Genomic DNA, 25,263 nt, shown 5'->3' on the forward strand with positions numbered 1-25,263 from the left:
CATGCCTAACGTTCGGGACACGGTGCGCATGAGCGAAGCATCGGGCGCGATAGAGGCTGCCGGGCATGTTGGAGCAGTTGTATTGACGTGGCGCGATACCGAGAAGACTGCACGCTGTGTCTCCGAGCTCATCAGATCTCCGCTGCTGACGAACATCGTCGCTGTGGACAACGAATCTGACGGTAGCCTCGAAAGTGCGCTCCCCTCGGATGCGAGGATACGCATCATTCAGCACCGTCTGAATATTGGTTTTGCTGCCGGAGTCAATTCGGGTATCCGCGACTTACTGAGCCATCCGAATGTTGAATCAGTCTTGGTGATAAATAATGATGCCGTTCTTTCGGCTGAATCCCTAGCAAGATTGGTCGCCGCTCTGAATGACGACACATCGTTGTCAATGGTCGGCCCGAAAAACTTGACGCCACAAGGCGAACTCATCTCCTCAGGCGGTGTCATTAATCGTTGGACCTGGAACATGGACGAGCGCAGTCGCCGGGGCGACATAGATTTTCTGACCTGGGCTTGTGTGCTGGTGCGCGCCTCAGCATTTCGACAAATCGGACTGCTCGACGAACGATTCTTTATGTACTGGGAGGACGTAGATTTCGGATTGCGAATGAAGCAAGCCTCCTTGCGATTCGCTGTGGTGCCCTCTGCTCATTTGATCCATGAAGTGGCGTCATCCCACGCTCGTGCAGGTACACGTGTGACAGCGTATGAGACAGCCTCATTTCGTTACTTCTTACACCTGCATGCCGGCGGTCGAATATGGATCGGCGTCCTTCGCCTATGGGCGAGGCTGGCTCGTTCGTTGCTGTCGGGAGATGGATGCCGAGCCCGGTACATAACTGAAGGTTGGCGATTAGGTCGAACAGTAACGGGTCCGGCATACATCGCGTTTGAGGGCCTGCGTTAGCGCTCCCTCGGCCGTGTTTGCGCGAGCAAGGGCTACCATTGCGCCAAAAACAATCCATCCGATCAGGTTCGCAACCTTGCCATAGAAACCAGTGTTGATGAACCCGGCAATCGCAACCTGAGAAAAGAAATATATCGCAATTGCGAATGGAATGTGCTTGAAGCTGAGGGGGAAGCTGTGGTACGCCCGCACCGCTCGAAAAATGACTGCCAACAAAAACAGAAGCGTCGGAAGGAAGAGGAATAGCCCACCTTCGACTAAGGTAGAGTAGTGGAATCCATCTGTGATCACCACTGACGACATCGCGTTCTCTGAGTATTGGCTCTGGGTACCAAGACCAATCCCGAACACAGGATGTCGTGAAAACGATTCAATCGCAAATGTCGCGTATTGGTAATGTCGTTTATTTGATCCTGCCGCCGTGGCATTCTCCCCGAGGAAAAGTCCTTTCCAGATAAAGGATCCCGTCAGCGTATCCCGCCAGCTCTCGTTGCCGATGAAGCCGATCGCCAAGAGTGCACCAGCCAGCGACAATGACGCCAGCAGCGGGATGCGGCGGCTCGGACGGATGCGCCACAGCACAGCGGCCAGCATGCAGAAACTAATCAATGCCGCGCAGAGTATGGATGCACGGGAAAAGGTGGTGACGATGCCGGCCGCCATTAGCGCTGCGTTCGCGAAGGTCATGACGCGAGGACGCCACAGCGCCTGGGCCAGCCAGAGCGAGTAAATGAGCACCAACAGCGTCGCAAAAATTATCGAGTTACCTACCAATCCAGTTGAACGGGATATGTCCGTGCCATAATAGGAAAACAGAATAGTGTCACGCGAGAAAAGGAGCCATTCGGGCAAGACATCGCGGAAGAAAAACTGCACACAGCCGAACGCCGCGAGCACCAGACCCAATCGCATAACGAGGGTCATGATCGACATTGCACCATCTCTGTCTCGAACTGCGACAGCGGTATATAAGCCCGCAAATGCGTAGAAGACCTGATTGCGGACCGCCCGGAACTGTGGTCCTACGGCCTCGGGTCCCTGAAGCATTAGTACCACGCTGGCCACGAGCAATAGAATCAAAGCAATCATCCAGAATTCCAACGAAGCACCACGGCACAAGGCGATGAACGCTAAAAGGGCCATAGCGGCGATGATCGAGTCAATGAGGAATGTGGCGGGCATGAATTCGCCAGCTGGGATCAGATTGATAAACCCGCTGAACATTGCAACAACTACCAGCGCCTTGACGAGTAGGAGTCCGCCGGCGGGCGCGGTTACTGCGATAGTTCTTGCGGCAGCCGGTTCGCGAACGATGGTCACCTAGTAACTGTAGGCGTAGCCTAGCTGTCTTGTGTGGCTTTCGCCGCGTCAACATTCGCGGTGTGCAGGGATCGGCGGCGGCGCCCAAAAGGCGTTTCTTGTTGATCGCAAGTGAATGCTGTGTCAGTAGTTATTTGTGTTATCGATCGAGCTCAGAAAGAGCTGCTGCTGCTGCAAAATCGGCGTCCTCATTAGAATTTTGTCGAGATCGAACGGGAGAGGTGGTACGTGGCTAAGCTGGCGTTGTACAAACGTGGAATCTGCGGGCGTAGGGAAAATGGCGATGCGGGTTTTGGTCCTTTGGGCTGACGGAACCAAGAATTACAACCTTGGTGTACGAGCGCTAGCAGAGGGCATGTCGATGCTGGCTCGGCGGACGTGGGGTGACGACACCCAGGTCGAACTACAGGACTTCGCGTGGGGCGAATCCGGCGTTAGTTTTGGCAAACGATCGGCCGCTCAAGAGCTTCTTTCGTTTAGAGGGCCAATCACGAAGCGCTTGAGCGACTTCGATATGGTCCTTGACTCAGGCGCGGGTGATAGCTTCACCGACGCCTACGGCTTCAAGCGCCTCCTGCTCATGGTTTACGTCCAGAGCGTTGCGCATCGGCTTGGTATCCCAGTCGTCTTTGGTCCACAGACGATCGGGCCATTTAGCACCCGTATCGGTCAGATGTTGGCGCGCCGCGCGATCTCCCGCGTCGCGTGCATCGTTACTCGGGACAGCGTTAGTGCGGAAGCTGTTGCACGGCTGGCTCGACCGGCAGACGCGATCTCAACTGACGTGGTGTTCGCGCTACCGCAAGTTCCGGTAGAGAAGACCCGGGACGTCATCTTCAACGTGTCTGGCTTGCTGTGGCCGCCGAACCATCATGTGGATAATCTCGCTTACCAGCGGGCAGTGCGCAGCTCGATCAAAGATCTCCTCAATCGGGGCCGCCGGGTGACGCTGTTGGCCCATGTTGTGGGTCCAGACGTTCCCATTAATGAACCTGGTGCCGGAGACAATGACGTACCCCCCTTGAAGCTCTTGGAGCGAGAGTATGGCGGGGACAGCAGCCTCGAGTTTCTGGCCCCGCCGAATCTCACTGTGGCCCGGGCGATTCTAGGTAGCGGCAGGCTCGTCATTGGCTCGCGGATGCACGCTTGCCTTAATGCGCTGTCCATGGGTACTCCAGCCATACCCCTTGCCTACTCCCGCAAGTTCGAGCCACTCCTGAGGGACATCGGGTGGAATCACATCATCGACCTTCGAGAAACTCCGGACTTCTCTTGCCGATTGTCTGAATTGCTCGACGACATGACACTCGAGGGACGTCTTCTAGAGCAGCTGCCGATCAGTCTCGCCATCGCTCAAAGCCGTTTGGAAGAAGCGGTCTCGACGCTAAGGCGCCTAAGGCCATGACTGGTCGAGACGAACTTGAAGAACGCATCGCACATGTCGTCCGCCGAGCAGATACCTGCTCGGGCTGCGGCGCCTGTTCGCATGTGTCGTCTAGGGTGACCCTTGCGTTGGACGAGCGTGGTCACTTACGGCCGCGGGTCAGTTGTCCGCCAGCTACGGCGGCGGAAGCCCGCGAGGAACGACACCAATTCGACGCGATATGTCCCGGCCTCCGGTTAGAGGCTCCTGACCTCGCAAAGCTCAAGCATCACAAGGTTTTTGGCGGCTACGTTTCGGCGTGGGAGGGTCAGGCAAGCGATGCGCAGATCCGTTTCGCCGGAGGCAGCGCAGGCGTACTCACCGCGTTGACGTTATGGATGATCGACTCTGGAATCGCGAAAGGCGCGGTCGGCGTCGCTCCAGATGCCGACGAGTCGCGCCGGACCGTCTCCGTATCCGTCATGAAGCGCGAAGAGGCGCTGCGCTCCGCCGGTTCGCGTTACGCGCCCGTCTCCACGCTAGCCGCCTACGATGTCACAGGGCGAGATGTCTATGTGGGCAGGCCGTGTGAGGCAGGCGCGCTTCGTCAGCTGCAAGACTATCGACTTGTTCCCGCCGGCGATCGGCCTCCATCGCTGAGCTTCTTCTGCGCCGGCGTGCCGAGCCAAGCTGCTACCGATGATCTGATCCGTTCATTCGGGACGGAACCGGCGAAGGCTCGCATCCTGAGGTATCGCGGCAACGGGTGGCCGGGCGACTTCACATTTGAGGACGAATACGGCAACGCGAAACGGCTGTCGTACGAGAAATCCTGGGGTGAGCACCTTGGGCGTGACCTGCCCTGGCGATGCAAATTGTGCCCCGACGGGACCGGAGCATCTGCCGACATCGCGGTAGGCGACTTCTGGGAAGCAGATGAGCGTGGGTTTCCAACATTTTCCGACAGGGACGGAACGTCGGTTGTTATCGCCAGGACCGAGCGTGGGCATAACTGGCTCCTGCGGGCAGCCAGCGAGGGTGTACTCCACCTCTCCAGCATCGACCTGGATGGCGTGGCCCGAGTCCAGCCATTACAGACTGAACGCAAGCGCACCCTGGTCGTCCGGCTTATCGGGCGCGTACTCGCGGGCCGACCGGTTCCGAGCTACCACGGCTATCACCTTGTTGCTTCTACGACTTTGAATCCGAAGAAGTTGGCCAAAGCGTTCTTAGGGACACTCGAACGGAGTCTCTTCAAGGCTAGGTACCGAACTCCAGAATTATGACGATGCAAGCGGGTCTGATGAGGCAGCGATCCGTTCCGTCGTCAATCGCGTCTCAGCCGTTGGATCACGCCGGTGAAGTCACGCGCGTGAGGAACAAACGTTCGTGACGAAACACGATGGGAGCCAAGCAGTATCGCTAAGAGCGTGAAGTAGCCGAGAGTCGAGGCAATTGCTGCTCCGACTGCGCCAAGCGCGGGGCCCATGACCACCAAGCCGAGGAGCCCAGTAATGAGCGAGACCACTTGGGCGATTGTCATCTTGATTCCTCTACCGGCGGCGGCGAGTGACATCGATGCAACATAGGCGGCCAACATCGCGGCGCTTCCCAGCAGCGAGATCATGGTCACCGGGACGGAGGCCGAAAACGCTTCGCCGAACAGCACAGGTATTGCAACCCAGGCCATCACTGCAATGAGCGGTGTAGTCATCAACGCGACCGCGATAGCCGCGCGGATTGCCTCGCTCTGTATCTGTAACCGGCGTTTACCCTCTGCCTGCGCGACCGGAGCGAAATAGCTGGCACCCAGCGCATGCCCAATTGCCAACGGAACTGCACCGATCGTGGCGGCAACTGAGTAAAGCCCCGCTTGGTAAGCACCTATGAGGGGCAACGCCAGTACCTGATCCGCTCTACTGGTCGCCGCCTCCGCGACAGCGCTTCCAGAGAACGAAAGACCCTTCCGCAAGAGTGATTTCGCGTCGACACGCTGACCTCGAACCGAAACACGCACCAGCAGTTGCCCGGCGAAGAACGTGGCTGCTGTGCCGCCAATACTTGCCGAGAGAATGGTTGCCACCGTCGCAATGTCGAGGACCCAGAACAGAAGAATGAGTGCGACGTATACGGCCGGCTGTAACAATTGCATCAGTAAGACAGCGCCGTACCGCCGATGCGCGACGAGGACGCTGACGTCAATCGCCCAGCTCGTCGACAACGGCGCTAACGCGATGCCCAACGTTGCGATTGCACGTCCGCCAGAGCTGAAGCCGGAAAAGATTGTGAAGTAGGTGAGCGCCGCGATCGCTGCGGCGCCGGTCGTTGAAAGAACGACAAGTGTTCTGGCTGTGCGCATGACAGCGTGCCCGTCGGACGTCGCGGCCTGTCGCCGTACTTCTAACGGGATTCCCAACCCGAGGACGACCGGCACGATGAGGAACAGGGCAAGGGCGGCGGCCGTTTCGCCGCGGCCCTGCGGGCCAAGGGTCCGCGCGACTATGGGCGCACTTACAAGTGCCAGGGATACGGCACCAAGGCGACCAATGATGAGAAGTGACGGTGATCGGCGGCGAGGCGCTGCTGCTGTCGCAGATCGATTGGCTGCGAACACTAGCCGCGCGGCTTGTCACGGATTGAGATGAGCGCTCGTGCTGCTTCTGCGGGGGGCAGGAGCCACGGTTTCGCGTCAAAGAGCGCGTCGCGCTCGGACTCAGTGAGCCGCGTGCCAATGGTTCGTGCGGGGTTGCCCGCTACCATGGTGAAGTCGGGGACATCCTTGGTCACAACTGATCCCGCGCCAATCACCGCGCCCACACCGATCTTTCTGCAGCCTGGAAGGATCGTGACGTTGGCTCCAATCCACGAATCGTGACCGATCGATATCGCCGTGCGCGGAACGTCGCTACCGCTGGGTACTACGCCGAGCGCCGGGTTGTACCAAAAGGGATGCAGGCTGAGACTCGACATGGGGTGAGCAGCACCGAATCTGCGCACATTCGGCCCGATAGAGACGTACGCTCCAATGACCGTATGGCGATCAGCATTTCCCGGAATTAGCAAAGATCCGTACGAATACGGCCCGACCTCGACGTCGTACCACCGCCGCAAGGCTGCTCTGAGAGTGGTCGAATAGAGCTGGCCCCCTTCGACCTTGACAATCAGCGCCAGCATTCGATCCCGCCAAGGGATGCGGCGGCAGTGCTGGGAAAACCATCGGCCGAACGCGCTGCTACGCATGACTGTTTCAGCGTGACTGATTTCGAGGTTTGTTCTCTGGAGGACAGGAGTAACGCGTTCGTTCGTCTCGGCGGTCGTGTCAGATCGTCGAGATACACGGGAGGCAGTGGGTCCGCTCTTCATTCGTTCAAATTTCAGTTTTTGACTGGTCCGATGGCACTGTCGAGGGCTTCTTCTTCGCGATGAACATGAAATAGGAAGCCAGGCGGGGGTTGCCGAGCGCGTTGCGCAGGTAGTCGAACCCGAGGTGTGCGAGGAACAGGGGCACGAAGAACCGAAAATATCCCGCGGAGAAGAAGCTTGCGTACGCGCGCTCGACCTCGAAGCCAGAGTTGACCAGAAGTCGTTTGAATTCGCGGTAACTCGCGCGATCATAGAATGCCTTGAAGCCGAGGAGCCCAGACGTGCCTGGCACGAGGCGTGATAGGAGCCATTCCGAAACACGTTGGGGGAGAGCCTGGTTCAACAGCGCGAATGGAGCATGCTTGCTTGCAAAGGTGACAATGAGACGGCCGTCTTCGCGAAGGGCCCGATTTGCGTTCACCAGGAACGCCCCGTTGTCATGGAGATGCTCGATCACGGCCCGCGCCATGATCAGATCCACGGATTGGTCGGGCACCCCCAGGCTTGCGCACGCGTCTCCGGAGACTCTCTGATCGAGCAATAGATTCTGCGCCATCTCGGAGCTGTCGATGTCAAAGCCGATCAGAACCATGTCCCGCGTCTTGAGCGAAGGTTCGAAATGCCATTGTCTTCCGGCGCCCACGTCGAGGACACACCGCGGCTCGCGCTGGAGTAGGGCTACGCCTGCCTCTCGATACTTTTCGTACGCATGTGTCCGCTGGACGATGGAAGGCGTGATGCGGTCGCAGAGTTCGACGTTCGCTTGGACGAACTGACGCAGAGCGTCGCAGAACATCAGCCAGCCCCGATTAAGGAATCTTGGGCCGGTCTTCCCGGCTCGGATCTCATGCCCGCCGTCGCTGGGGATGACGTCTTCGTTGATGTGCATCATCGAATCAGGCGCGTACATTATCGGCCCTCATTCCAGCCCGGAACATATGGCCTCCGCGGCCGCGGAGAATGAAATCGTCGATTGTCGTCGAGTGACGTGAGACCAGCCGCGTTCAGTCAGTTGCGCACGGGCCTCCTGATCGGAGCAATACCTTCGCATGAGGTATGCCAGTTCTTCAGGATCGTGGGGATCGAAGTAGTCGGCGCCATCCCCGCAGGTTTCTCTCAGCGCTGGGATGTCTGACGCGAGTACAGCAGTGCGGCATGCCATTGCTTCGAGCGGAGGGAGTCCAGCACCTTCGTGCAGCGACGGTAAAACCAGAAGATCTGCACCTGCGACAAGCGAACGGAGAGCGTCGAAGTCGAGTCTCCCCACCAGCTCAATGTTGTGCGCGTTATTGCCGACGAGAAGTTCGACTCTTTCGTCGACTCTGCTGGCAACATTACCGCCCCCGGCTATCACGAGTTTGTGGGGTACCTCCGACGCAATTGCGGCGTGAGCATTGATTAGAAGGGGTAGGTTCTTATGGCGCTTGGGCAACCCGACATACAAAATGTACTTCCCTTGGATGGGTGACAGGGTGGTGTCGACGGGCTCAAACCAGGAACTGTCAATTGGGATCGGTGCCATTGTCACCGGTGCGGTTGGCGCCAGGCGAAGGAGATTCCTCGCCGTTGCGTACGAAGGTGTAATTATTTGACGGCATCTTCGCACGTCGAGGCTTAGCATTGTGCGCGCGTACATTCGGCGCCCGAATCCCAAGCCGCTGATATTTCTTTCCAAGAGGTGGATCGTATCCAGCACCGTGACAAAGAGCTTGATTTCACTATTGCGCGGTCGAAATAGAGCAAGCGGGCATGGATAATGTGGCAGCCAAACCGCGCGTGGCCGAACCGAGTCCAAAGCATCACTCCAAGCTTTCTGCTCGCGAATTGAATACATTGGAGCGGCGGATTGAGGAGATGATATAACTTTCGTGCTTCTACGGACAGGTGGTACTGCGTCTTCATCCGCCAAGACGGCGAGCGACTTCTGACGTTGAAACAGCGCCTCTTCCAGATATGGTAATTGGGCGCTTATGTAGCTGCCGATGCCGGTCTGCCGAATGTGTCGCGCATCGAATAACAGATCAACCTGGTCCAATGTGGTTTTCTTCGCCGTGAAGGTCGACGTAGCCGTCGAGTCAATGCCGCTGGTGCGGCTTATCCCCTGCACTCGGGCACCTTGACGACGGGACTGATGTTGTCGACGAGTGGCTGGGTGGGCACCTGCGGTGTGCCGGGGGAGGTAGGTTCGGACAGCTGGAAGCGCAGCTCGCCCCACTTGCCGGGGGGTATGGCGACCTGTACCTCGAAGCTCGGATGGCCCCGTTCTGTGTTCGTGAAGGCGGGCACCTTCTGGCCATTTGCAAGTACGCTCAGCAGTTTGGCATTTTTCGTTGCGAGTAGGCGGACGGAGGTGAGCATTGTGCCGGCCGGCGCCTCGATCGGTATTTGGGGTGATATGCCAGCTAAACCAGATACGTAGTCGGGAAGAGATTTGTCCGGCGCAATACTCATTATCTGGACGACTACTATAGATTTCCTCGTATCTCCTGCGCATCCGTCCGCCGTGTATTCGATGTGCCGTCGCAGATAATAGTCAAGCTTATTGCCGCCGAGATTGTTGATCACAACCTCGGCGTACGGGGCGGAGTCGTCGGGAATTACATGTGCCAGCGGCGTTTCCTCAAGTAGCTTCTGATCGGCAGGCGATGAACTCCATACCGCGATGCGACGCTCGCTGATAGCTCTGCCCAGGGCATCGAGCAGCTGGCGTGGTGAGTCTACCCGTCCAGTCATTCGTTTCACCACTTGATTTGCGATGTCCTGTAGATATTGCTTGCGCGCAGTTTGGTCTGTCGGGAACCGGCGATAGGCAGTCGACTCCGTTAATTCAACGACATTATCTTTCGTTACCACCTCACCATTCGGAATCGTAACCGGGCCGACCGCGCCGAGGATATAACTCAACGCGACGGGGTCGATAGCGATGACCCCGTCTACGTTCATCCCGGACCGCTGCGCCCACATGGATTGCCAAATTTGGGCAGCGTATGGGAAGTGGGAGCTCAAATTGCTATTGCGAAAGTCCGTAAAAGGATTGGTGAACCCGTACACGCCCGAAAATTCCGAGCCGAGATCAAGGGAAGCGGACGCGCCTTTGAGTTCAGTGTCGGCTGCCAATGTATCCACGGTCGCGGTTCCGTTGTCGAACCGAAGTATCCCGAATCCGCCGAGGAGCCCGCCAGTCCCTCGGGCTTCTGCGTTCGTTTGAAAGCCCATGAAATATGTGCGCGGCCCATCGGCGCCCATCATCGATGGCGCAAGACGCGCGGTTAGGGCAGTGTTTTCAAGTACCTTTGCGATTTCCGACGTTTGCCCCTGAATCGCGGACCGAGCTTCGCGGAGACGCGAGACATATGTGGGGTCTGAGATTGCCTTGGCCTCAACATTCAATCGCGCGGCATCCGCCGATATCTTGCTGAGTCGGGGTTCTTCGTTTCGGAGTAGTTCTAAGTCCACCCGGCCGTTGTTGAGCAACCGGTCCGGCGAGATCGCTACGCCGATACGCGTAGTGGGCTGCAGCACCTCTGTCGTCAGGTCCACAACAACGTCGGTCATCTGCTGACCACTCTTGAACGGGCTGCCTAACCACGGTACAGCCGCGACAATGTTCCACGGCAATGAGTGAGCGGCCGCTCGTGCGGATAGAGCCTGCGAATTTGCGTCGTCCGCGAAGCGCGCGGCGTCAGCGGTTTGTCCTTTGACCAGAGCATCTTTCGCGTGCTGGGCGCTATAACGCGCCTGTTCGAGATTCGACTTTGCTTCGAGGGCTCGAACGCCCAGCCAGCAACCGAACGCTATGCCGCCTATCAGCAGTGCCAGCCCAGCCCACATCATGCGGCGGTGACGCCGAGACGTCTTTTTCGGGGACTGGTGATCTCCGCCGTTCGGTTCATCGCTAAACGGCTGTCGCGAAAGGATATGCACTTGAGAGTTCCCGTGCTCTAAGGCGAGGTCCGTGCTACGAGGGGTGCAGCACCGACCGGACTAGCTCGGGCGCCGCACTAGCTGGGTGACTCGCGTCGGACTAAAACTAGGCACAGCCTCGACTGTATGAGCCACTGACGGCGCCGTAAGGCCCGATGTGCAACGTGAAGCCCAAGATGCACGCTTCGTAGTTGATGTCTGCGAACCAACTGAAGAGCGGCCGGATGAAACCCGGAAGCAAGTTCAGCGGGTAAAAGGTGAAGACAGGCGTTTGTGTCGGGGGATTCGTATTGGGCGGCCCGAACCACCACAACGGATTTTGCAAGATTGTGTTACCGCCAGGAAGAAGGCTCGGGAGTGCGGCCGCGCTCGGCGCGAGCGTGGTGGCGCAATCTGACGGCGTCGTGGGGACGCAGTCCGTCGGGATGGCGATGAGCTCAGCTCCGCCACCTGCCGACCCGCCCAGTGAACCCGGCGAGGCCGCCTGGGCCGCCGGCAGCGGCATCAACACTGCAGCAGCGGCGACCGCGCATGTAGCAGTGCCAATCTGAAGCTTCGTACCGAGCTTGTTCATCGCGGCCCCCTTGACCTATTCGACATTGCTGTCAATAAGTCGAGGTTAGCCATGCGCACCCCCACGCGAATCGGTTGTTTCCCTAACGCTGTGTCCCGTCCGAACCCCCCTAGTGGTCGTTCCGGCTCAGGGTTGTCGGAGTGCGTCGACTGCCTCGGCCGCGAACCTTGTCCGCCGAACAGTCGACGCCAGATGTAGCTAACCGGATACGCGCCTGCGCCCCGCTGATTGCCGCTGGCCGATCGCGACTGCGCAAGGCTGCTCCAATGTTTGCCTGATGCAAACCTGCGTGCTCGGTAACTCAGGCGTTTTAAACGGCAGCGTTAATTATAGCAAAGTTTTACCACGTTCCTGTAATCGCGAGCGTGCGATCGCTCAACGGCCATTAATACGAGGTAGAACGGGTTACTGGAACATAAATATAGGGAAACGCCTGATTCGCTGGCCACTACCTGGTTAATACGCTATGTTTCACTTTGAGAAGTTTGGAGGCCGTGCTGTTGGTTCGCACGAGGGGTTGCAGCAGGCGAGAAGACGTCGAAAAGACAGCGCACAGTTTCCCGGCTCTCATCAGCAAAGGTGCCGACGTACAACAACCGGGGGGTTGAGAATGCTGACGCCGAGCGTCGCGCGGGGGCGCGGGAGTGACGTGTGCCGAGGTCGCTATGCGGGGGTCTTGCCGTGACCGTCGTCGATCCGGGCCGGCCGGCTGGTCCATGGACTTCGGAGCACCCGAGCGGGCCGATCCCGCTCGTTTCGAAACTTGACGCCTCTGCGCTGAGAGAAGATTCGACCCTCACGACGGCCCCACCCGAGGGCGTCGGTGTGCTGGTCCTGCGCCGTATCCGGGCCTGGATGCTCGTACCGCTGGTCGACTTCGTGCTGATCATGCTGCCACTGGTATGGCGGCCGCATCAGCTTCACGCGATGGTGGCTATGGCGGTGCTGGGCACGCTGTTCTTGACCGGTGGAGGTCGCTATCGCGCACGGTTGCACCTGAGCGTGCTGGATGAGCTGCCGACCATCCTGACCCGAATGCTGACCGCGACCGCAATCGTGACCGCGGTGATCCTCTATCTGCATCAGCGGGATGCCGTCATCACGTTCCTCGAGACTGCATGGCAGGCCATAGCGCTCCTTGTCGTGGGTCGTGTCATCACCACCCGGTTGATCGGATTCGCGCGACGCCGGGGGATCGCGCAATATCACACCATCCTGATCGGCGGCGGCCCCATGGCCGCTGAGTTGGCCAAAATCCTTGAGCAGCACCCGGTTTACGGTCTCACGGTGGACGGGTTCGTCGACGACGGCGAGCAGTTCCCCGCCGAAGACCACCTGCCTCGGTTGGGCCGCCTGTCTGATCTGGACATCGCTGTCCAAACATCAAACGCGACAACCCTGCTGGTCGCCGATGGCAACTTCGACGAACGCGAGTTGACCCACGCGGTGCGCACCGAGGAGTGCCAGTCGGCAGACCTGCTCGTGGTCCCGCGGATGCATCACTTCCATACTCAGACCGGAGTGGCTGATCACATCGGCTCGATTCCGATCATGCGTATCCGCAACCCCAATCTCCGAGGGCCGGCGCGACTGGTCAAGCGGGTGTTCGACATCGGTTTCGCGATGTCGGCGCTGATCGTGCTGTCGCCAATGCTGATCACTGTCGCACTTGCGGTGCGTCTCGAGGGTGGCCCCGGCGTGATCTTCCGCCAAGTCCGAGTGGGACGCGACGGAAAACGGTTCGAGCTCTTGAAGTTTCGCTCCATGCGACCTGCTGATGAGCGTGAGTCCCAAACGAAGTGGTGTGTAGCAACCGACGATCGCATCGGTCCGGTGGGACGGTTCTTGCGATGCACCTCGATCGACGAACTACCGCAGCTGTGGAACATCGTTCGCGGCGATATGACGTTGGTTGGGCCCCGACCCGAACGGCCGCACTTCGTGGAGCTGTTTTCTGCTCAGTACGACCGCTATGCCCAACGTCATCGCGTCCAAGCGGGACTCACCGGCCTCGCTCAAGTCAGCGGGTTACGCGGGGATACCTCGATCGCCGAGCGGGCCCGCCACGACAACTTCTACATCGAAAACTGGTCGCTGTGGCTCGACATCAAAATCATTCTCAGAACATTCCGAGAGGTGCTTCTTCGCCGCGGATGCTGAGCGGCAAGGCCATTCACTGCGTGCGCTTGAACAACGCGTCGACTTGAGTTGGTCCGTACTCACGTGTGGCGATCTGATCGAAGACGCCTGCGATGGTGAATCCGCGGCCGGCGAGATACTCTGCGACCTCCCGGAATAGCGGTTGGGCCTCGTAGACTTCCACGAACCCGAGCTCTGCGTAGACGAAGTCGAACTCCGCAAGCGCGTCACAGCCCGCAAAGACGCTGAGCTCGCCGCCTTGCACATCGACCTTCAGCAGGCTTGGGCGATTGAGCGATGCGACGTCGACGCACTCATCGAGTCGCCGGACCGGCACCTCGATTGTCCTTGCTCGGTGTAAGCGGTCCTGGCCCTTGGCCGGTCTGAGAAGCGAAGAGCTGTCGGTCCTGTCGGTGACGTAGAACTGCGCCTTGCCACTGCTGGTCGAGAGCGCTACACGCTGGATGCTGACCAAGCCGTCTTGAGCGAAGACCTTCTCGTAGACGTCAGCCGCTTCGGGCAACGGCTCGAAGGCGATGATTTGCGCGTCGGGACGCACAGCCCGGAACGCAAGACTGAATTGGCCTTTGTTCGCGCCGACATCGACCAAGGTGTTGGCCGCGCACAGACGAATCGCCTCCAGGTGTTCAGTGGCGGCGGCGACGCGATGGCCGACCATTGCCCGGACAAAGGCCGGGTGACTCAGGACGACCGCTCCTTTTCGCAACCATCGACGGTTCTGGTCCCTGGCACGCGCGCTGATCGCCAACTTCACCCTCACTCCCTCGGCACAGCCAGGATATCGGCACACAGCTTCAACTTGTGGCAAACTCCAGCAAACACTTTACGGACCCCCCAGCCGCCAATAAATGGTATTGTGCACTGCGAGGGGAGCAGGGGGATCGGGATGCAGCGAACGATTCAGGTTGAGTTCAACGAGCTGAGTCCGGTCTTGATCGACGAGTTCATCGAAGCCGGCGAGCTACCGAACTTCCGACTGCTGCGCGATAGTTCGGAAGTCTTTGTCACGGATGCCTCGAACGAAGTCAGTCTCAACCCCTGGGTCCAGTGGCCGACGCTTCACACCGGCATCGACGACAGTGAACACGGCATCCGGGATCTCGGCGAGGCGAACCGTGTCAAGGGCCGGGGCGTGGCCCGCGAATTGGCGGCCGCCGGGTTCAAGGTCGGAGTGTTCGGCTCGATGAATCTCGAATACGGACCTCTCGACTCGTTTGTCGTGCCGGATCCGTGGAACCCCGAGGCGACTCCGCATCCTGCTTCGCTGCGGGCCTTTACCGATTTCGTCAACTCGGCTGTGCAGGAGAACTCCGCGGATCGGCTGGACAAGCGAGCGGCCATCCCGTTTCTCGCTTACCTTGCAAGCCACGGCCTTTCGGCGGCGACTGTAGTCGCCGCAGTTCGACAACTCCTCGACGAACGACGCGATCCCGGACTGAAGTGGCGACGTTCCCTCGTCCTGGATTCCATGTCGTATGACTTGTTTCGGAGCCTGATGCGCCGTCACGAAGTCGCGTATGCCACGTTCTTCTCTAACTCCACCGCCCACTTCCAGCATTACTTTTGGAGAAACTTTCGGCCCCAGGGCTTTTCGACACCACCGCCGCCGGAGGACCATCCCTCGCTGTCCGATGCCGTACTCACCGGATACAAGAACTACGACCGTCTGATCGGCCGATTCCGATCGGACTTCCCCAACGAGCGGTTGATCTTCGCCACCGCCTTGAGTCAAGAACCGTGGGACACCTCCTGGTGTACGTATCGGCCTCACGACTTTGACCGGTTACTCGAGGCGCTGGGCATCGATAAGCTCAGCGCCACAGTAGAACCCGTCATGGCCGACGAGTTCTTCTTGTCCTTTGCCGACGGGCCGGCCGTCGACGACGCGATGGTGCGACTCAAGGCCTCTCGTATTGGCGACGAACCGCTGTTCCGGATCCTGCAGAACGAGCCGTTGCGGGTCAAGCTATGTTGCGCGGTAAATGACTGGAATGTCGAGGGCCAGAAACTCGTCGAACTGCCCGACGGGCGACAGGATCGCTTCGACAACCTGTTCTACAGGATTCACAGCCTGCGCAGCGGCGTGCATCACCCCGACGGCTGCTTCTGGGTGCAATCGTCGGTGCCGCGTCGGATCGACGAGAAGATGCCGTTGACGGCAGTGGCACCCACTATCCTGCGGCTGTTTGGCGTCGATCCGCCGTCGTACATGAAGCAGCCAGCAGTCGAATTGGCCGGATTGTCATAAGTTTTCGCCGCTACTTGCAGGACGATGTCAAACCGATCGTTTTCAAGTCGTCCATCAGCCGTCGAGTGAACTCCCGGTAGCCGTCCCGATTCGGGTGAATCTCGTCTGAGCTGAACATGTTTGGATCGGTGGCCAGCCATTGCTCGTCGATAGGGCTGATGTAGGGAATTCCAGCTTCGCCCGCGGCCGCGGCCAGTGCAGCCGATACGCGCTTTAGTTCTTCCGGCACGGTGTACTGTCCGGTCGTCATCAGGGGGCCGATTGCGACCACAGTGCCGGTGGGGATCCTTTCCTTGATCGCGGTAAACGTTCTCGCGGCGATCGCGGTGATCTCCTCAGACGTGGGTGCGCCCTGATCGTTCAGACCGCCCTCGACAAGGACAACGTCGGGCTTTCCTGCGGTCACCGCCGGTACCCGATCGAGATAACGCGCCGTCCCCGGATCGCGACCCGCGGTGGTGAAACCGGTCCCGTGCTGAATGCCGGCCCCGTGTTCGCCCGAGGCCGGCGTCAACGTCCAGCACATCCTGTCGCTGAGGAGGCGGACCCAGCCGCTGGCCCAACCAGGTCCATAACCCTCCGCATAGCTGTCGCCGAGCACCGCGAACGTCGGGTATGCCTGACCGGCCGGTACCTCGAGCGAGACGGGCGCCGACGGCGGGGGCGTGATCCGATCACGCTGGTTTGCCCACAGCACGCCGCCGATCAGTGTGATGAGGCTCAACACGACGATCGACCCCGGCCACCTCCGTTTGGTGACAGAACCAGTAGCCATCGGTCGGCCTCTCGAGCCCGGATTAGCATAGCGAATTATCGCTCATGCGCCTGTCATCATACATCTCCGTATATCTGGCTGGTCGAGTAAGGTTTTCTTAGAGCAGCAACCCGAGAACGATCCACGTCAGCAACAACCGAAGGACTGGGTATGGCGACCATCTCTTGGCGCGGGCGCAAGGACAGCATCCCTGCGCTGCTTCAGAAGAGGTGGGCGGTCATCGTCGGCACGGCGATTGTTTTCGGGTACGCCGCACTTACGTTTTCATTGCTACAGAAGCCGGTGTACGAAGCCGTCACCACCCTCTACATCACCGCGGGGACCACCGGTGCCTCCTCGGAGAACGACATCGTGGAGGCGTCGAAGCAGCGGGTCGACACCTACGGTCAGCTCGCCTATTCCGGAGCAGTGCTCACCCCCGCCCTCTCGGCTGCGGGTCTTGACTGGTCGCTCGAAGAGGCGCGTCAAAAGATTACGGTGCAGAGTAGGCCTGAAGTTGTCACGCTGACGGTCTCGGTGCGCGATTCGAACCCGCACGCCGCTCAGAAGCTTGCCGCCGCCATCGCGGACTCGATGACGCGGGCGGTCGCGACGTTAGAAGTCCCAGCGAGCGGGTTCGAGCCGGCCGCCAGACTGTCGATAGTGACACCCGCAACTGTCGCCAGTGAACCCGTTGCTCCAACGACAAATATGAATGTCGTGCTAGCGGCGACGATCGGTCTGTTCGTTGCTGCCCTTGCAGTGTTGCTGCGAGACGGACGAATTACGCAGGTCGGTGACGCGAGCGGTGCCGACTCGACCTTGCTCACAGCGGATTCGACCGGCGATGGACCGCCGAGTAACGGTCGAGCGGTGGGCTTGGACGGCGAACCGGCCAAGGTGGTCGGGCCGTGAAGTTCTCCATAGTCACTGTTGTGCTGAACAACAAGGAGGGCTTTGCGCGAACGGCCAAATCGGTTGTAGCACAGAGGGATGCTGAATACGAGTGGATCGTGATCGACGGGGGTTCGACCGACGGCACACTCGACGTGATCGCTGAATACCGGGGGTCGATTGATTACTGGCAATCCCAGAAGGATGACGGGATCTACGATGCCATGAATGCGGGTCTGGCGCGGGCGAGCGCCGACTATGTCGGGTTTCTCAACTCCGGAGATTGCTTCGCCGCCGACAACACCCTGAACAGCGTCGCGCGATCAGTTGCCCATCTGCCGCGGACGCCCGCAATGATCTTGGGCGGAGCCCTTTTTCAGTATCCTCACGGGCACTGCGTGATCCAGAAGCCGCGAAGAGTCGAAACCTACATCCGCCATAGCAACCCGACTTCGCATCAGGCGATCTTTTTCGATCGCCGTCTTCACCAGCAGGTTCCCTATGACACGACATACCGCATCGTCGGCGACTACGACTCGATCTGCCGAGTCTTCCTGCGCGATCAGAGCTGCAGTTACATCGACGATCCCCTCGTCGTCGCCCAGCGCGGCGGGGAATCCTTCTCGCACAGCCACCCTGTGCGCCATGCACGAGAATGCGTGCGTGTGCAGCGCGACGTCTTACACATGGGGTACGGGAGCATTCTGCAGAGCCTGCTGCGCCGAGGACGCTCTTACGTCGCGGAGTATCTGATGTCCAGAAGGCGTCTGGCGCAGGTGACTTGGCCGATTATTCGCGCTGTTCGATCGACAGCGGATTAAGACTCGCTCGGTCGAACGCTGCGGGCGTACTGAACGAATTCGAGAGCACCGCAGACGACAAGGCCGAGCAGGACACCGCCCAGCGCACCGGAAGTTCCTGCGAACACCGCGCCGAGCCCAACCGCAGGCAGGCCGACCACAGCGCTCGCGACGATTGCTTTGGCCGCGACGTCGAGCCTGGCGGACGGTGCTAGCGCGACAAGTTCAAAGGCGCGCACGGCAAAGTTCAGGGCGATGCAGGCGGCAATCAGCACGACCACCCCCGTTGACACCGAGATCTCGCCATTACCAAGCCAACTCATGAGTGCGCGGCCGACTGCCACCAGCCCGAGACCCATGGCGATGGAGAATCCGACAGACGCCAGAAGTGCGGTCCGCACGCGTCTGGCGCGCGCTGCGCCGGTGGCTCTCGGGACCCATCCCTGCAGCACGGTACGCGCCGGCGCGAGGGCGACATCCGCCTGTCTACCGAACCGGTCCGCGAGCGCGAACGTGGGCTGTATCGCTGGAGCGACGGTTGACACGATCATCAGCGGTGCGGCGGCAAAGGTCGTCATCGCAAAGTCGGTCGCGACGCCGTGCCTGCGTGCAGAAAGTACCTCGCGCAGTGCACGAGCGCCAACGCGGTGAGCACCTTCACGTGCTGTCGAGCGCAAGATCCACGTTGTCGAGATGGCGAACCCCGCGACCATCCCGACCAACGCGCAAGCAGGCAGTGTCACCGCGCTGAAGCCGTTGTCCATCAAGGCTATTCCTGCCGCGAGACCGCATGCCCGAGGAAGTGTCTCGAGTAGCAGCATGGCGTAGGGCCGCGCTAAGCCTACGAAGTACCAATTTGCGCTGAGTCCCATGCTGGTGGCTGAAACCGCTCCGACCGCTGCGAATAGCGGCCAGCCAGGCGCCAACGCAGATGCCAGAGCGGCCGCGACCAGGGCGACCGGCAAGACCAACGTCATCCGGGTCGTCACCGACTCGAGGTATCCGGATCGCCGCTCTGACGCGTTGGCAGTGGCGACTTCGGCGGGGCCGAACAGTCCCCAGCCGTAAGCGGCGATCACACCGCCGCTCGTGCCGATGGCTTGTCCCAGCGCGATGGCGCCCCAGGCCACCTTGCCGTCGGTGGCGATCATTGCGGGAATGGCTGCAAGGGACAGAACTCCGAGAGTGAGCACGGACAGCCCGAAGCCAAACAGTCGGGACAGCCCGGCGCCGATACGCCCGCCGCCACGATTCGTCACATTTGCTGCCTTGGCCGCCTGGCTCACCGGCACCCCTTCTGCCGCGCCGTGGTCAACTGACTGCCCACGCGGACGTCGACCACTGTCATGCGCATTTGCAGGGCTGAGTGTAGTCTCTGATTCGAGCGGTCAGAGCGATTTGCTACGAGAATCCGAACAGGTCGCAAAACCTATGCCAACACTGTGAAGCATGGTCACAACTGAGTCTTACCGGGCGCAGGACGAGCTGTTAGCTGGTCCGCGTAATACCGTTGCGGTTCGGCTCGCCCTCGTCCCGTTGCTACTCGCTTCCTTCACGTGCACGTGGTCGATCGTGAAGCCGCTGGGCGGTCAGCTCGCGATATCTGACTACCTACTCGCGCTCTCGCTTCTTGTCACCGTTCCGATCGTGCTTCTCGGTGGTAGGCCAATCAGCATTCCCGGGTGGATCTTCATCCCTGCCGTCGTCATCCCGGTGTGCCTACTCGTCCGGCAACTCGACCCACCCCGAGATCCGTGGCGCGTGCTGAGGTTGCAGGTGCAGGAGCAGAACCCTGACAACGTTCATAAAGCGCTGATCTGGCTGGCTGCCCTGTACGTTGTTCCGCTGGCCATCACCGCGAGCGCTGCCATTGAGCGCCGAGTTGTGGAATGGGTGATCGGCGCGTACGTGTCAGGGGTTGCGGTCTCCTGCGTCGTGGCCATGACCGACAGCCTGAGGCTGACCCATATCGCGTCGAACCTGACCTACCACCGCGAAATTGCAAACCCGTTGGACTACCGGTGGGGTGAGCGTCAGGCCGGGCTGGCGGATCATCCGAATATGCTCGGACTGATATGCGCGATCTCGCTACCGTTCGTGATCTATTTCATGGGGCGCAGAGGGCGAACCTGGATCTCCGCCATCGCACTCATCGCCTTGTTTGCGGGTCTGCTTGCCTCGGGATCCCGTGGCGCTCAAGCAATTTCACCTATGATAGCCACCGTCTCGGTGCTATGTCTGCCAAACAAGCGCGCCATCGCCCGAGCCATCGCGGTCAGCGCAACCGTCTTGGTTGCAGCCGGGACTGTGCTGCTGTCTACGGTGCTTGCTGATGACCGGCGTTGGTTTCTCCGGTTCACCGGCGGTGGTGACCCGTACGAAGCGCAACGCAGCGACAAAATGCGCCTTGGACTAATGGATCAGGCGTGGACCGACTTTCAGAAGTATCCACTGTTCGGTGCTGGCATACGGCACATCAGTGAAGCGCACAACATCTACCTGCAACTCCTGGCCGCCGGTGGAGTCGTGCTCGTGGCGGGCATGCTCGCCTACTTTCTCTGCATCTTGCGGGACTGCTGCCGGCTATCGCGCTACGGAATTCTCCTGGCGCGCTTCCTGACGATATCCATCGCTGTGTGGTTGGTTCTCGGCGTGGTGGAGAACCAGATAGTCGACCGCGAACTGTACTTCACGGTGGGATGTGTTGCGGCGTTGGTTGCAACCGCTAATGCGAGCGTTCCTAAGGACCTAAACGGCCATCGTCGCGCGCACGTCAGAATCGCCCCACAGCGCCCCGAGTCGGGAGGCGTTCAACGCATCTTGACTGCTTCGGCCCGTGGCCATGTAGCGAAGGCCACTTGACGTCACCAGATCTGGGTCCAGTAAGCGCCACACATCGAGGAAGACGGCGCCTCGAGCAGCGCGCCCGAGTTCTTCTCTGGTCAAAGCGCGAAAGACTTGATCTGGCGTTGTCAGCAGAATGATTTCAGCGTCCTCGACACAATCAGTGATGGTTTCGGCGATCCGCACCGACTCACCGAATTCCGCACGTGCTGCCTCGCCCGCGAGGGGATCGTAGGCGGTTACTCGCACACCGAGGTTGAGCAATCTGCGGACGATTTTCGTCGAGTGCGACTGCTCGATCACATGCGAAAGAGGCTTGTAGGACAGTCCAAGTACCGACGCTTTGACGCCAGGGCGGAGGTGCGGTTGCAAACGCTCAATCAGGACGTCTGGGCGGGCCTCGTTCAAGCCGTGGACGATGTCGGGCAATGTATTTGTTGCGTCCAGGGCCCTCGCGACAAAGCCCAGTGCGACGTTATCGCGGGGGAAGCACGGCCCACCAAAGCCCATGCCGCCCGTGAGATAACTCCGCCCGATTCGATGGTCGAGGCCGAGAGCGTCGCTGACGGTTTCGACGTCCCCGCCGGGTATGCGTTCGCACATTGTCGCCAGCATGTTCGCGAATGTGATCTTCGTGGTGACGAACGAGTTCAATGCGATCTTCGTCAGCTCGGCGTTCTCCAGGCTCATACGCCGCACCGGAGGGCTGTTCTTCATGATTTCCGAATAGCACTGCTGCAGTAGCTCGCCCGCTCGATCGTCGAACTGGCCGATCAGCGTGAAGTCCGGATGGAGGAAGTCTCGAATCACCGAGCCCAACGCAATGAATTCGGGGCTGTAGCACACGCCGAAATCTCGTCCGCACACCTTGCCCGACGCCCGTTCGATGACCGGGATCAGTCCGTAACGCGTGGCGCCGGGCAGCACGGTGCTGGTCAGCACCACGAGGTGATAGTCGGTCTTGCGGGCCAGCGATCGACCGATCTCGTGAAACGCCTCCTCGGCGTATGCGATTGAGAACGCTCCGTCGTCGTCGCTCGGGGTCGGGACGACGACGAAGGTGACGTCCGAATTCAGGACGGCGTCTGCGAAGTCACTCGTGCCCCTCAGGCGCGACAGATTCTCCTGTATCAACTGTTCGAGGTCGGTCTCCTGGACTGGCGCCCTTCCTTCGTTCAAGAGGTCGACGGCCCGGCGATTTACGTCGATTCCAACAACATCCAGTCCGCGGGACGCGATCGCCGCGGCCATGCTGGCCCCGAGCTTGCCGAGCCCAACCACCGAATACCTGGTCATTTCTTTTCCCCCGTAAGAAGTTCCGGATGTCCATCTGAAAGTGCCTGCTGAAGAACCGAGTTGATCCGCTGAATGGCTGCGTCCGGACTCAGCTTTTGATCCGCATAGGTTTGTCCGGCCGCCCCGAGACACGCAGCCTTCTCCGGGTTCCGGCGCAGGGCGTCGATGGCTGACAGCAGAGCCTGCGGATCATCGGGCGCTACGACGATGCCGGCGTTCGCGCCACGAATTTCGGTAGCCGTCTCGTCTTCCTCATCTACTGCCGCGATAACCGGAACGCCGGCGGCGAAGTAGCTACCCAATTTGGCTGGGAAAGACATGTTACGGACTGTCGGGCGCTGATAGAGCAGGAGAGCATCCGCGGCTGCCAGGATGCTGGAGTACTCCTCCTCCGGTGCTAGTGGCGCGAATGTGACGTTTGGCAGCTGCAGCTGCTGCGCCATCGTTTCGAGCTCGGCCCGCATGCTGCCTTCGCCCTGAAGGATGAAGCGAAGGTTCGTTTGATCGCGCGCGTGGTCGGCCGTGCGAAGCAAGCCCTCGAGACCTTGTTTGTAACTGATCGCCCCGGAGTGAAGGACGATGAAATCATCCGCAGCCCAGTTCATTCGACGCCGCACACTTGCGCGATCCTCTGTGGGCGGCTGGAGTCGAGCGGGGTTACGCACGCGGTGAATGCGCGCAGGATCGACGCCCCCTTGAACGAAGTAGTCGCGGAAACCGTCGGCGACCACAGCTACTGCGCTGGCGCGCCGCGCAAGCCACGTCTCGACTTTCGCAACCGAGCCGGCCACTCGGCCCGCGCCGCTGATGCCGCTACGCTCTGCGGCCCGCCCCACGATGTCTTGAATCAGGAGCACGTAGGGGACGCGATACCGGGCAGCTGCCGCGGCGGCGAGCGCGGCGCCCCCCAGGTTGGGCACGATTCCCATCACCAAATCAACTTCGCGCCGAGCGGTCAGCACTGGCAAAGATGAAGCGACCCAACTGCTTTCGTACAGCAGGCGTTGGCCCACGCTCTGACGCGGGGGAACGTGGTGCCGACGCCTGATTACCTGGACGGGGTAGTCAGGCGGCATCGGTGGCGCCGGACGGGCCTCCCACCACGGGTAGTGCGGGATTCCTGTTACCACCGTGACGTCCCAGCCGAGCTCCGTCAGCGCCTCTGCTTGCCACGTGGTGTTTACCCCGGTGCTGATCGGCTCCGGTGCATATGAGATGCCGAAAGTCAGTAGTTTGGGCTTCATTTGGCGGCCTACAGCGCCACCTTCTGCATCGCGATCGAGTCGCTTTCGGTGGCCATTTGGTCGTATATCCAGCGGTACGTGCGCTCGAGGCCGTCGGCCAGCGAGATGGAAGGTTCCCAGCCGTGGATGTCGCGGATCATCGTGTTGTCGCTGTTGCGTCCGCGTACGCCGAGCGGTGCGTCGAGCTTGTAGGTGCGCTTGACGGTGATGCCGGCGATCTCTTCGATGATGTCGACCATCTGGTTGATGCTGACGAGCTCGCTGCTGCCGAGATTGACGGGTTCGGAGCTATCGCTGGCGGCGATTCGCAGCGTGCCTTCTATGCAGTCGTCGATGTACATGAAGCTGCGGGTTTGTTCGCCGTCGCCCCAGATCTCGATCTCGTGGTGGCCGCTGAGTTCGGCTTCGGCGATCTTTCTGCACAGGGCTGCGGGGGCTTTCTCACGGCCGCCGTCGTAGGTGCCGTTCGGGCCGTAGACGTTGTGGTAGCGCGCCACCCTGGTCACCAGGCCAAAGTCTTCGAGAAAGTGCCGGCACATCCGCTCGGTGAACAGTTTTTCCCAGCCATAGCCGTCTTCGGACATGGCGGGGTAGGCGTCAGCCTCCTTGAGCGCCGGGACGTCGGCAGCGGTCTGCATGTGGAGCGGGTAAATGCAGGCCGAGCTGGAGTAGAAGTAACGGCCAACGTTCGCGTCCCGCGCCGCCAGCAGCATATGGGTGCTGGTCAGCACGGAGAGCATGCAATCGGCCTTGTGGCTCTCGATGAAACCCATGCCTCCCATGTCAGCGGCGAGCATGTACACCGTGTCGACCCCGCGCACCGCCTCGTGGCACGCCTCGATCTTGGATAGGTCGAGCTGCTCGGCTTCCACCCCGTAGGGCAGCTGGTACCACTCGTGAAGCGGTTTGATGTCCACGCCCCGCACCGCGGCGCCCTGGTCCAGCAGCCTGGCTACGAGGTGACCCCCGATGAAACCTCCCGCACCGGCGACTAAGACCGTCTGTTGCTTGCTCACTTCAACCCCCTGTTTCGTGTGCCGGGGCACGACGTTGTCCCCCCTTCGCTCAAGATAGCTCAGCGATCTATATTGCGTTTGCCAAAATGAACGATTCGTCTCATCATGGCGCACGGGTCCTGAGTTGCCAAGCTCGTCGGCGTATTGCAGACCGACGCGGCACTTCAAGCGCAGTTGACTTGCATGAATGGCGGTAGACAGCAATGACCAAGTTAATGTCGTCAGCGTCAATTATGGTTCGCTAACCCGTGGGATCCCGGAGCGTTCGTCCTCTGTGGGCCAAGCGGTTAAGTTTGCGGATATATCATGTCGCTACCGGCTCTAAGATGTCTGGGTGACGCGGCCCGGGCGGGCGCAGTGTCGGGCTCCTATTTCGCGGGAGTCGAGCTGGTTGATGGTTGCCCGGGAACCGCGACGATGGCCGCCAACGCGCGGCTCCTTCGATCATGATCCGTTGCTGTGCCACTGACATCTCGGCGAATCAGTGCACTCCAGAATCTGGTTTTTCTCTCCGGTATGAGTTCGCTGCGGCTACGCTTGCGGATGC

At 60.2% G+C, this 25,263-nt stretch carries 21 protein-coding genes; 9 read left to right on the forward strand and 12 right to left on the reverse strand.

What is annotated here, in order from left to right; all coding sequences use genetic code 11:
• Nucleotide 1 precedes the first annotated feature (1 nt).
• Complete coding sequence (locus tag J3E61_RS14890) at nucleotides 2-916, forward strand: glycosyltransferase (protein WP_192722195.1); 915 nt, start codon at nucleotides 2-4, stop codon at nucleotides 914-916.
• Here J3E61_RS14890 and J3E61_RS14895 read toward each other — a convergent pair.
• Complete coding sequence (locus tag J3E61_RS14895) at nucleotides 863-2,236, reverse strand: hypothetical protein (protein WP_210084070.1); 1,374 nt, start codon at nucleotides 2,234-2,236, stop codon at nucleotides 863-865. The genes J3E61_RS14890 and J3E61_RS14895 overlap by 54 nt on opposite strands.
• Before the next feature lie 355 nt (nucleotides 2,237-2,591).
• Between J3E61_RS14895 and J3E61_RS14900 the strand changes: the two genes are divergently transcribed.
• A complete protein-coding gene (locus J3E61_RS14900) occupies nucleotides 2,592-3,641 on the forward strand; it encodes a polysaccharide pyruvyl transferase family protein (protein ID WP_210084071.1) in 1,050 nt (349 codons plus the stop codon).
• Nucleotides 3,638-4,885, forward strand: coding sequence for a Coenzyme F420 hydrogenase/dehydrogenase, beta subunit C-terminal domain (locus J3E61_RS14905; protein ID WP_210084072.1), 1,248 nt, complete (start codon nucleotides 3,638-3,640; stop codon nucleotides 4,883-4,885). The genes J3E61_RS14900 and J3E61_RS14905 overlap by 4 nt, the downstream gene beginning before the upstream one ends.
• A 41-nt stretch (nucleotides 4,886-4,926) precedes the next feature.
• Here the strand turns inward: J3E61_RS14905 and J3E61_RS14910 are convergent, their stop codons facing one another.
• The 5 genes from J3E61_RS14910 to J3E61_RS14930 form a co-directional block, all read right to left on the reverse strand.
• Nucleotides 4,927-6,213: an oligosaccharide flippase family protein gene (locus J3E61_RS14910; protein WP_210084073.1), complete on the reverse strand. Its 1,287-nt coding sequence runs from the start codon at nucleotides 6,211-6,213 to the stop codon at nucleotides 4,927-4,929.
• Nucleotides 6,213-6,773, reverse strand: coding sequence for a CatB-related O-acetyltransferase (locus J3E61_RS14915; RefSeq protein WP_192722489.1), 561 nt, complete (start codon nucleotides 6,771-6,773; stop codon nucleotides 6,213-6,215). The genes J3E61_RS14910 and J3E61_RS14915 overlap by 1 nt, the downstream gene beginning before the upstream one ends.
• Before the next feature lie 193 nt (nucleotides 6,774-6,966).
• On the reverse strand, nucleotides 6,967-7,872 hold the full coding sequence (locus tag J3E61_RS14920) for a methyltransferase domain-containing protein (RefSeq protein WP_210084074.1): 906 nt from the start codon (nucleotides 7,870-7,872) through the stop codon (nucleotides 6,967-6,969).
• Between the two features lie 9 nt (nucleotides 7,873-7,881).
• Entirely contained in the window at nucleotides 7,882-8,997 is a 1,116-nt protein-coding gene (locus tag J3E61_RS14925; protein WP_210085569.1) for a glycosyltransferase family 4 protein, read from the reverse strand.
• A gap of 59 nt (nucleotides 8,998-9,056) precedes the next feature.
• On the reverse strand, nucleotides 9,057-10,796 hold the full coding sequence (locus J3E61_RS14930; protein WP_192722189.1) for a DUF4012 domain-containing protein: 1,740 nt from the start codon (nucleotides 10,794-10,796) through the stop codon (nucleotides 9,057-9,059).
• A gap of 494 nt (nucleotides 10,797-11,290) precedes the next feature.
• Here J3E61_RS14930 and J3E61_RS14935 point away from each other — a divergent pair, with 494 nt between their 5' ends.
• Nucleotides 11,291-11,437 carry a hypothetical protein gene (locus J3E61_RS14935; protein WP_192722188.1) on the forward strand — a complete coding sequence of 49 codons (147 nt, stop codon included), beginning with the start codon at nucleotides 11,291-11,293 and terminating at the stop codon, nucleotides 11,435-11,437.
• Between the two features lie 878 nt (nucleotides 11,438-12,315).
• Entirely contained in the window at nucleotides 12,316-13,620 is a 1,305-nt protein-coding gene (locus J3E61_RS14940) for a sugar transferase (protein WP_210085570.1), read from the forward strand.
• Nucleotides 13,621-13,633: 13 nt separating this feature from the next.
• Here the strand turns inward: J3E61_RS14940 and J3E61_RS14945 are convergent, their stop codons facing one another.
• Nucleotides 13,634-14,278 (reverse strand): FkbM family methyltransferase, encoded by a 645-nt coding sequence (locus J3E61_RS14945; RefSeq protein WP_210085571.1) that lies wholly within the window; start codon nucleotides 14,276-14,278, stop codon nucleotides 13,634-13,636.
• A 228-nt stretch (nucleotides 14,279-14,506) separates the two neighbouring features.
• On the opposite strand from J3E61_RS14945, the gene J3E61_RS14950 reads away from it, so the two are divergent.
• Nucleotides 14,507-15,868 carry a hypothetical protein gene (locus J3E61_RS14950; protein WP_210084075.1) on the forward strand — a complete coding sequence of 454 codons (1,362 nt, stop codon included), beginning with the start codon at nucleotides 14,507-14,509 and terminating at the stop codon, nucleotides 15,866-15,868.
• A 10-nt stretch (nucleotides 15,869-15,878) separates the two neighbouring features.
• Here J3E61_RS14950 and J3E61_RS14955 read toward each other — a convergent pair whose 3' ends face one another.
• Entirely contained in the window at nucleotides 15,879-16,643 is a 765-nt protein-coding gene (locus tag J3E61_RS14955; protein WP_210084076.1) for an SGNH/GDSL hydrolase family protein, read from the reverse strand.
• Nucleotides 16,644-16,793: 150 nt separating this feature from the next.
• Here J3E61_RS14955 and J3E61_RS14960 point away from each other — a divergent pair, with 150 nt between their 5' ends.
• Entirely contained in the window at nucleotides 16,794-17,537 is a 744-nt protein-coding gene (locus J3E61_RS14960; RefSeq protein WP_210084077.1) for a hypothetical protein, read from the forward strand.
• Nucleotides 17,534-18,337, forward strand: coding sequence for a glycosyltransferase (locus J3E61_RS14965; protein WP_210084078.1), 804 nt, complete (start codon nucleotides 17,534-17,536; stop codon nucleotides 18,335-18,337). Before J3E61_RS14960 ends, J3E61_RS14965 begins: the two co-directional genes overlap by 4 nt.
• Here J3E61_RS14965 and J3E61_RS14970 read toward each other — a convergent pair.
• A complete protein-coding gene (locus J3E61_RS14970; RefSeq protein ID WP_210084079.1) occupies nucleotides 18,334-19,602 on the reverse strand; it encodes a hypothetical protein in 1,269 nt (422 codons plus the stop codon). The two genes, J3E61_RS14965 and J3E61_RS14970, sit on opposite strands and share 4 nt — an antisense overlap.
• 163 nt (nucleotides 19,603-19,765) lie before the next feature.
• On the opposite strand from J3E61_RS14970, the gene J3E61_RS14975 reads away from it, so the two are divergent.
• Nucleotides 19,766-21,178 carry an O-antigen ligase family protein gene (locus J3E61_RS14975; protein WP_210084080.1) on the forward strand — a complete coding sequence of 471 codons (1,413 nt, stop codon included), beginning with the start codon at nucleotides 19,766-19,768 and terminating at the stop codon, nucleotides 21,176-21,178.
• On the opposite strand, the gene J3E61_RS14980 is transcribed toward J3E61_RS14975, so the two are convergent.
• The 3 genes from J3E61_RS14980 to J3E61_RS14990 are packed head-to-tail and all read right to left on the reverse strand — an operon-like array spanning nucleotide 21,065 to nucleotide 24,947.
• Nucleotides 21,065-22,456, reverse strand: a complete 1,392-nt coding sequence (locus tag J3E61_RS14980) for a UDP-glucose/GDP-mannose dehydrogenase family protein (RefSeq protein ID WP_210084081.1) — start codon at nucleotides 22,454-22,456, stop codon at nucleotides 21,065-21,067. The genes J3E61_RS14975 and J3E61_RS14980 overlap by 114 nt on opposite strands.
• Complete coding sequence (locus tag J3E61_RS14985; RefSeq protein WP_210084082.1) at nucleotides 22,453-23,700, reverse strand: glycosyltransferase; 1,248 nt, start codon at nucleotides 23,698-23,700, stop codon at nucleotides 22,453-22,455. Before J3E61_RS14985 ends, J3E61_RS14980 begins: the two co-directional genes overlap by 4 nt.
• Before the next feature lie 8 nt (nucleotides 23,701-23,708).
• Nucleotides 23,709-24,947 carry an NAD-dependent epimerase/dehydratase family protein gene (locus tag J3E61_RS14990; protein ID WP_210084083.1) on the reverse strand — a complete coding sequence of 413 codons (1,239 nt, stop codon included), beginning with the start codon at nucleotides 24,945-24,947 and terminating at the stop codon, nucleotides 23,709-23,711.
• Nucleotides 24,948-25,263: the final 316 nt, after the last annotated feature.

This window comes from Mycobacterium sp. OAE908 (genome assembly GCF_017872775.1).
Classification (GTDB): domain Bacteria; phylum Actinomycetota; class Actinomycetes; order Mycobacteriales; family Mycobacteriaceae; genus Mycobacterium.

Bases quoted from the DNA above. Each gene is read 5' to 3' on its own strand.
- J3E61_RS14890 (WP_192722195.1), top strand. From the start codon at position 2: ATGCCTAACGTTCGGGACACGGTGCGCATGAGCGAAGCATCGGGCGCG.
- J3E61_RS14900 (WP_210084071.1), top strand. From the start codon at position 2,592: ATGTCGATGCTGGCTCGGCGGACGTGGGGTGACGACACCCAGGTCGAA.
- J3E61_RS14905 (WP_210084072.1), top strand. From the start codon at position 3,638: ATGACTGGTCGAGACGAACTTGAAGAACGCATCGCACATGTCGTCCGC.
- J3E61_RS14915 (WP_192722489.1), bottom strand. From the start codon at position 6,773: ATGCTGGCGCTGATTGTCAAGGTCGAAGGGGGCCAGCTCTATTCGACC.
- J3E61_RS14920 (WP_210084074.1), bottom strand. From the start codon at position 7,872: ATGTACGCGCCTGATTCGATGATGCACATCAACGAAGACGTCATCCCC.
- J3E61_RS14930 (WP_192722189.1), bottom strand. From the start codon at position 10,796: ATGATGTGGGCTGGGCTGGCACTGCTGATAGGCGGCATAGCGTTCGGT.
- J3E61_RS14940 (WP_210085570.1), top strand. From the start codon at position 12,316: ATGCTCGTACCGCTGGTCGACTTCGTGCTGATCATGCTGCCACTGGTA.
- J3E61_RS14945 (WP_210085571.1), bottom strand. From the start codon at position 14,278: ATGGTCGGCCATCGCGTCGCCGCCGCCACTGAACACCTGGAGGCGATT.
- J3E61_RS14950 (WP_210084075.1), top strand. From the start codon at position 14,507: ATGCAGCGAACGATTCAGGTTGAGTTCAACGAGCTGAGTCCGGTCTTG.
- J3E61_RS14955 (WP_210084076.1), bottom strand. From the start codon at position 16,643: ATGGCTACTGGTTCTGTCACCAAACGGAGGTGGCCGGGGTCGATCGTC.
- J3E61_RS14960 (WP_210084077.1), top strand. From the start codon at position 16,794: ATGGCGACCATCTCTTGGCGCGGGCGCAAGGACAGCATCCCTGCGCTG.
- J3E61_RS14975 (WP_210084080.1), top strand. From the start codon at position 19,766: ATGGTCACAACTGAGTCTTACCGGGCGCAGGACGAGCTGTTAGCTGGT.
- J3E61_RS14980 (WP_210084081.1), bottom strand. From the start codon at position 22,456: ATGACCAGGTATTCGGTGGTTGGGCTCGGCAAGCTCGGGGCCAGCATG.
- J3E61_RS14985 (WP_210084082.1), bottom strand. From the start codon at position 23,700: ATGAAGCCCAAACTACTGACTTTCGGCATCTCATATGCACCGGAGCCG.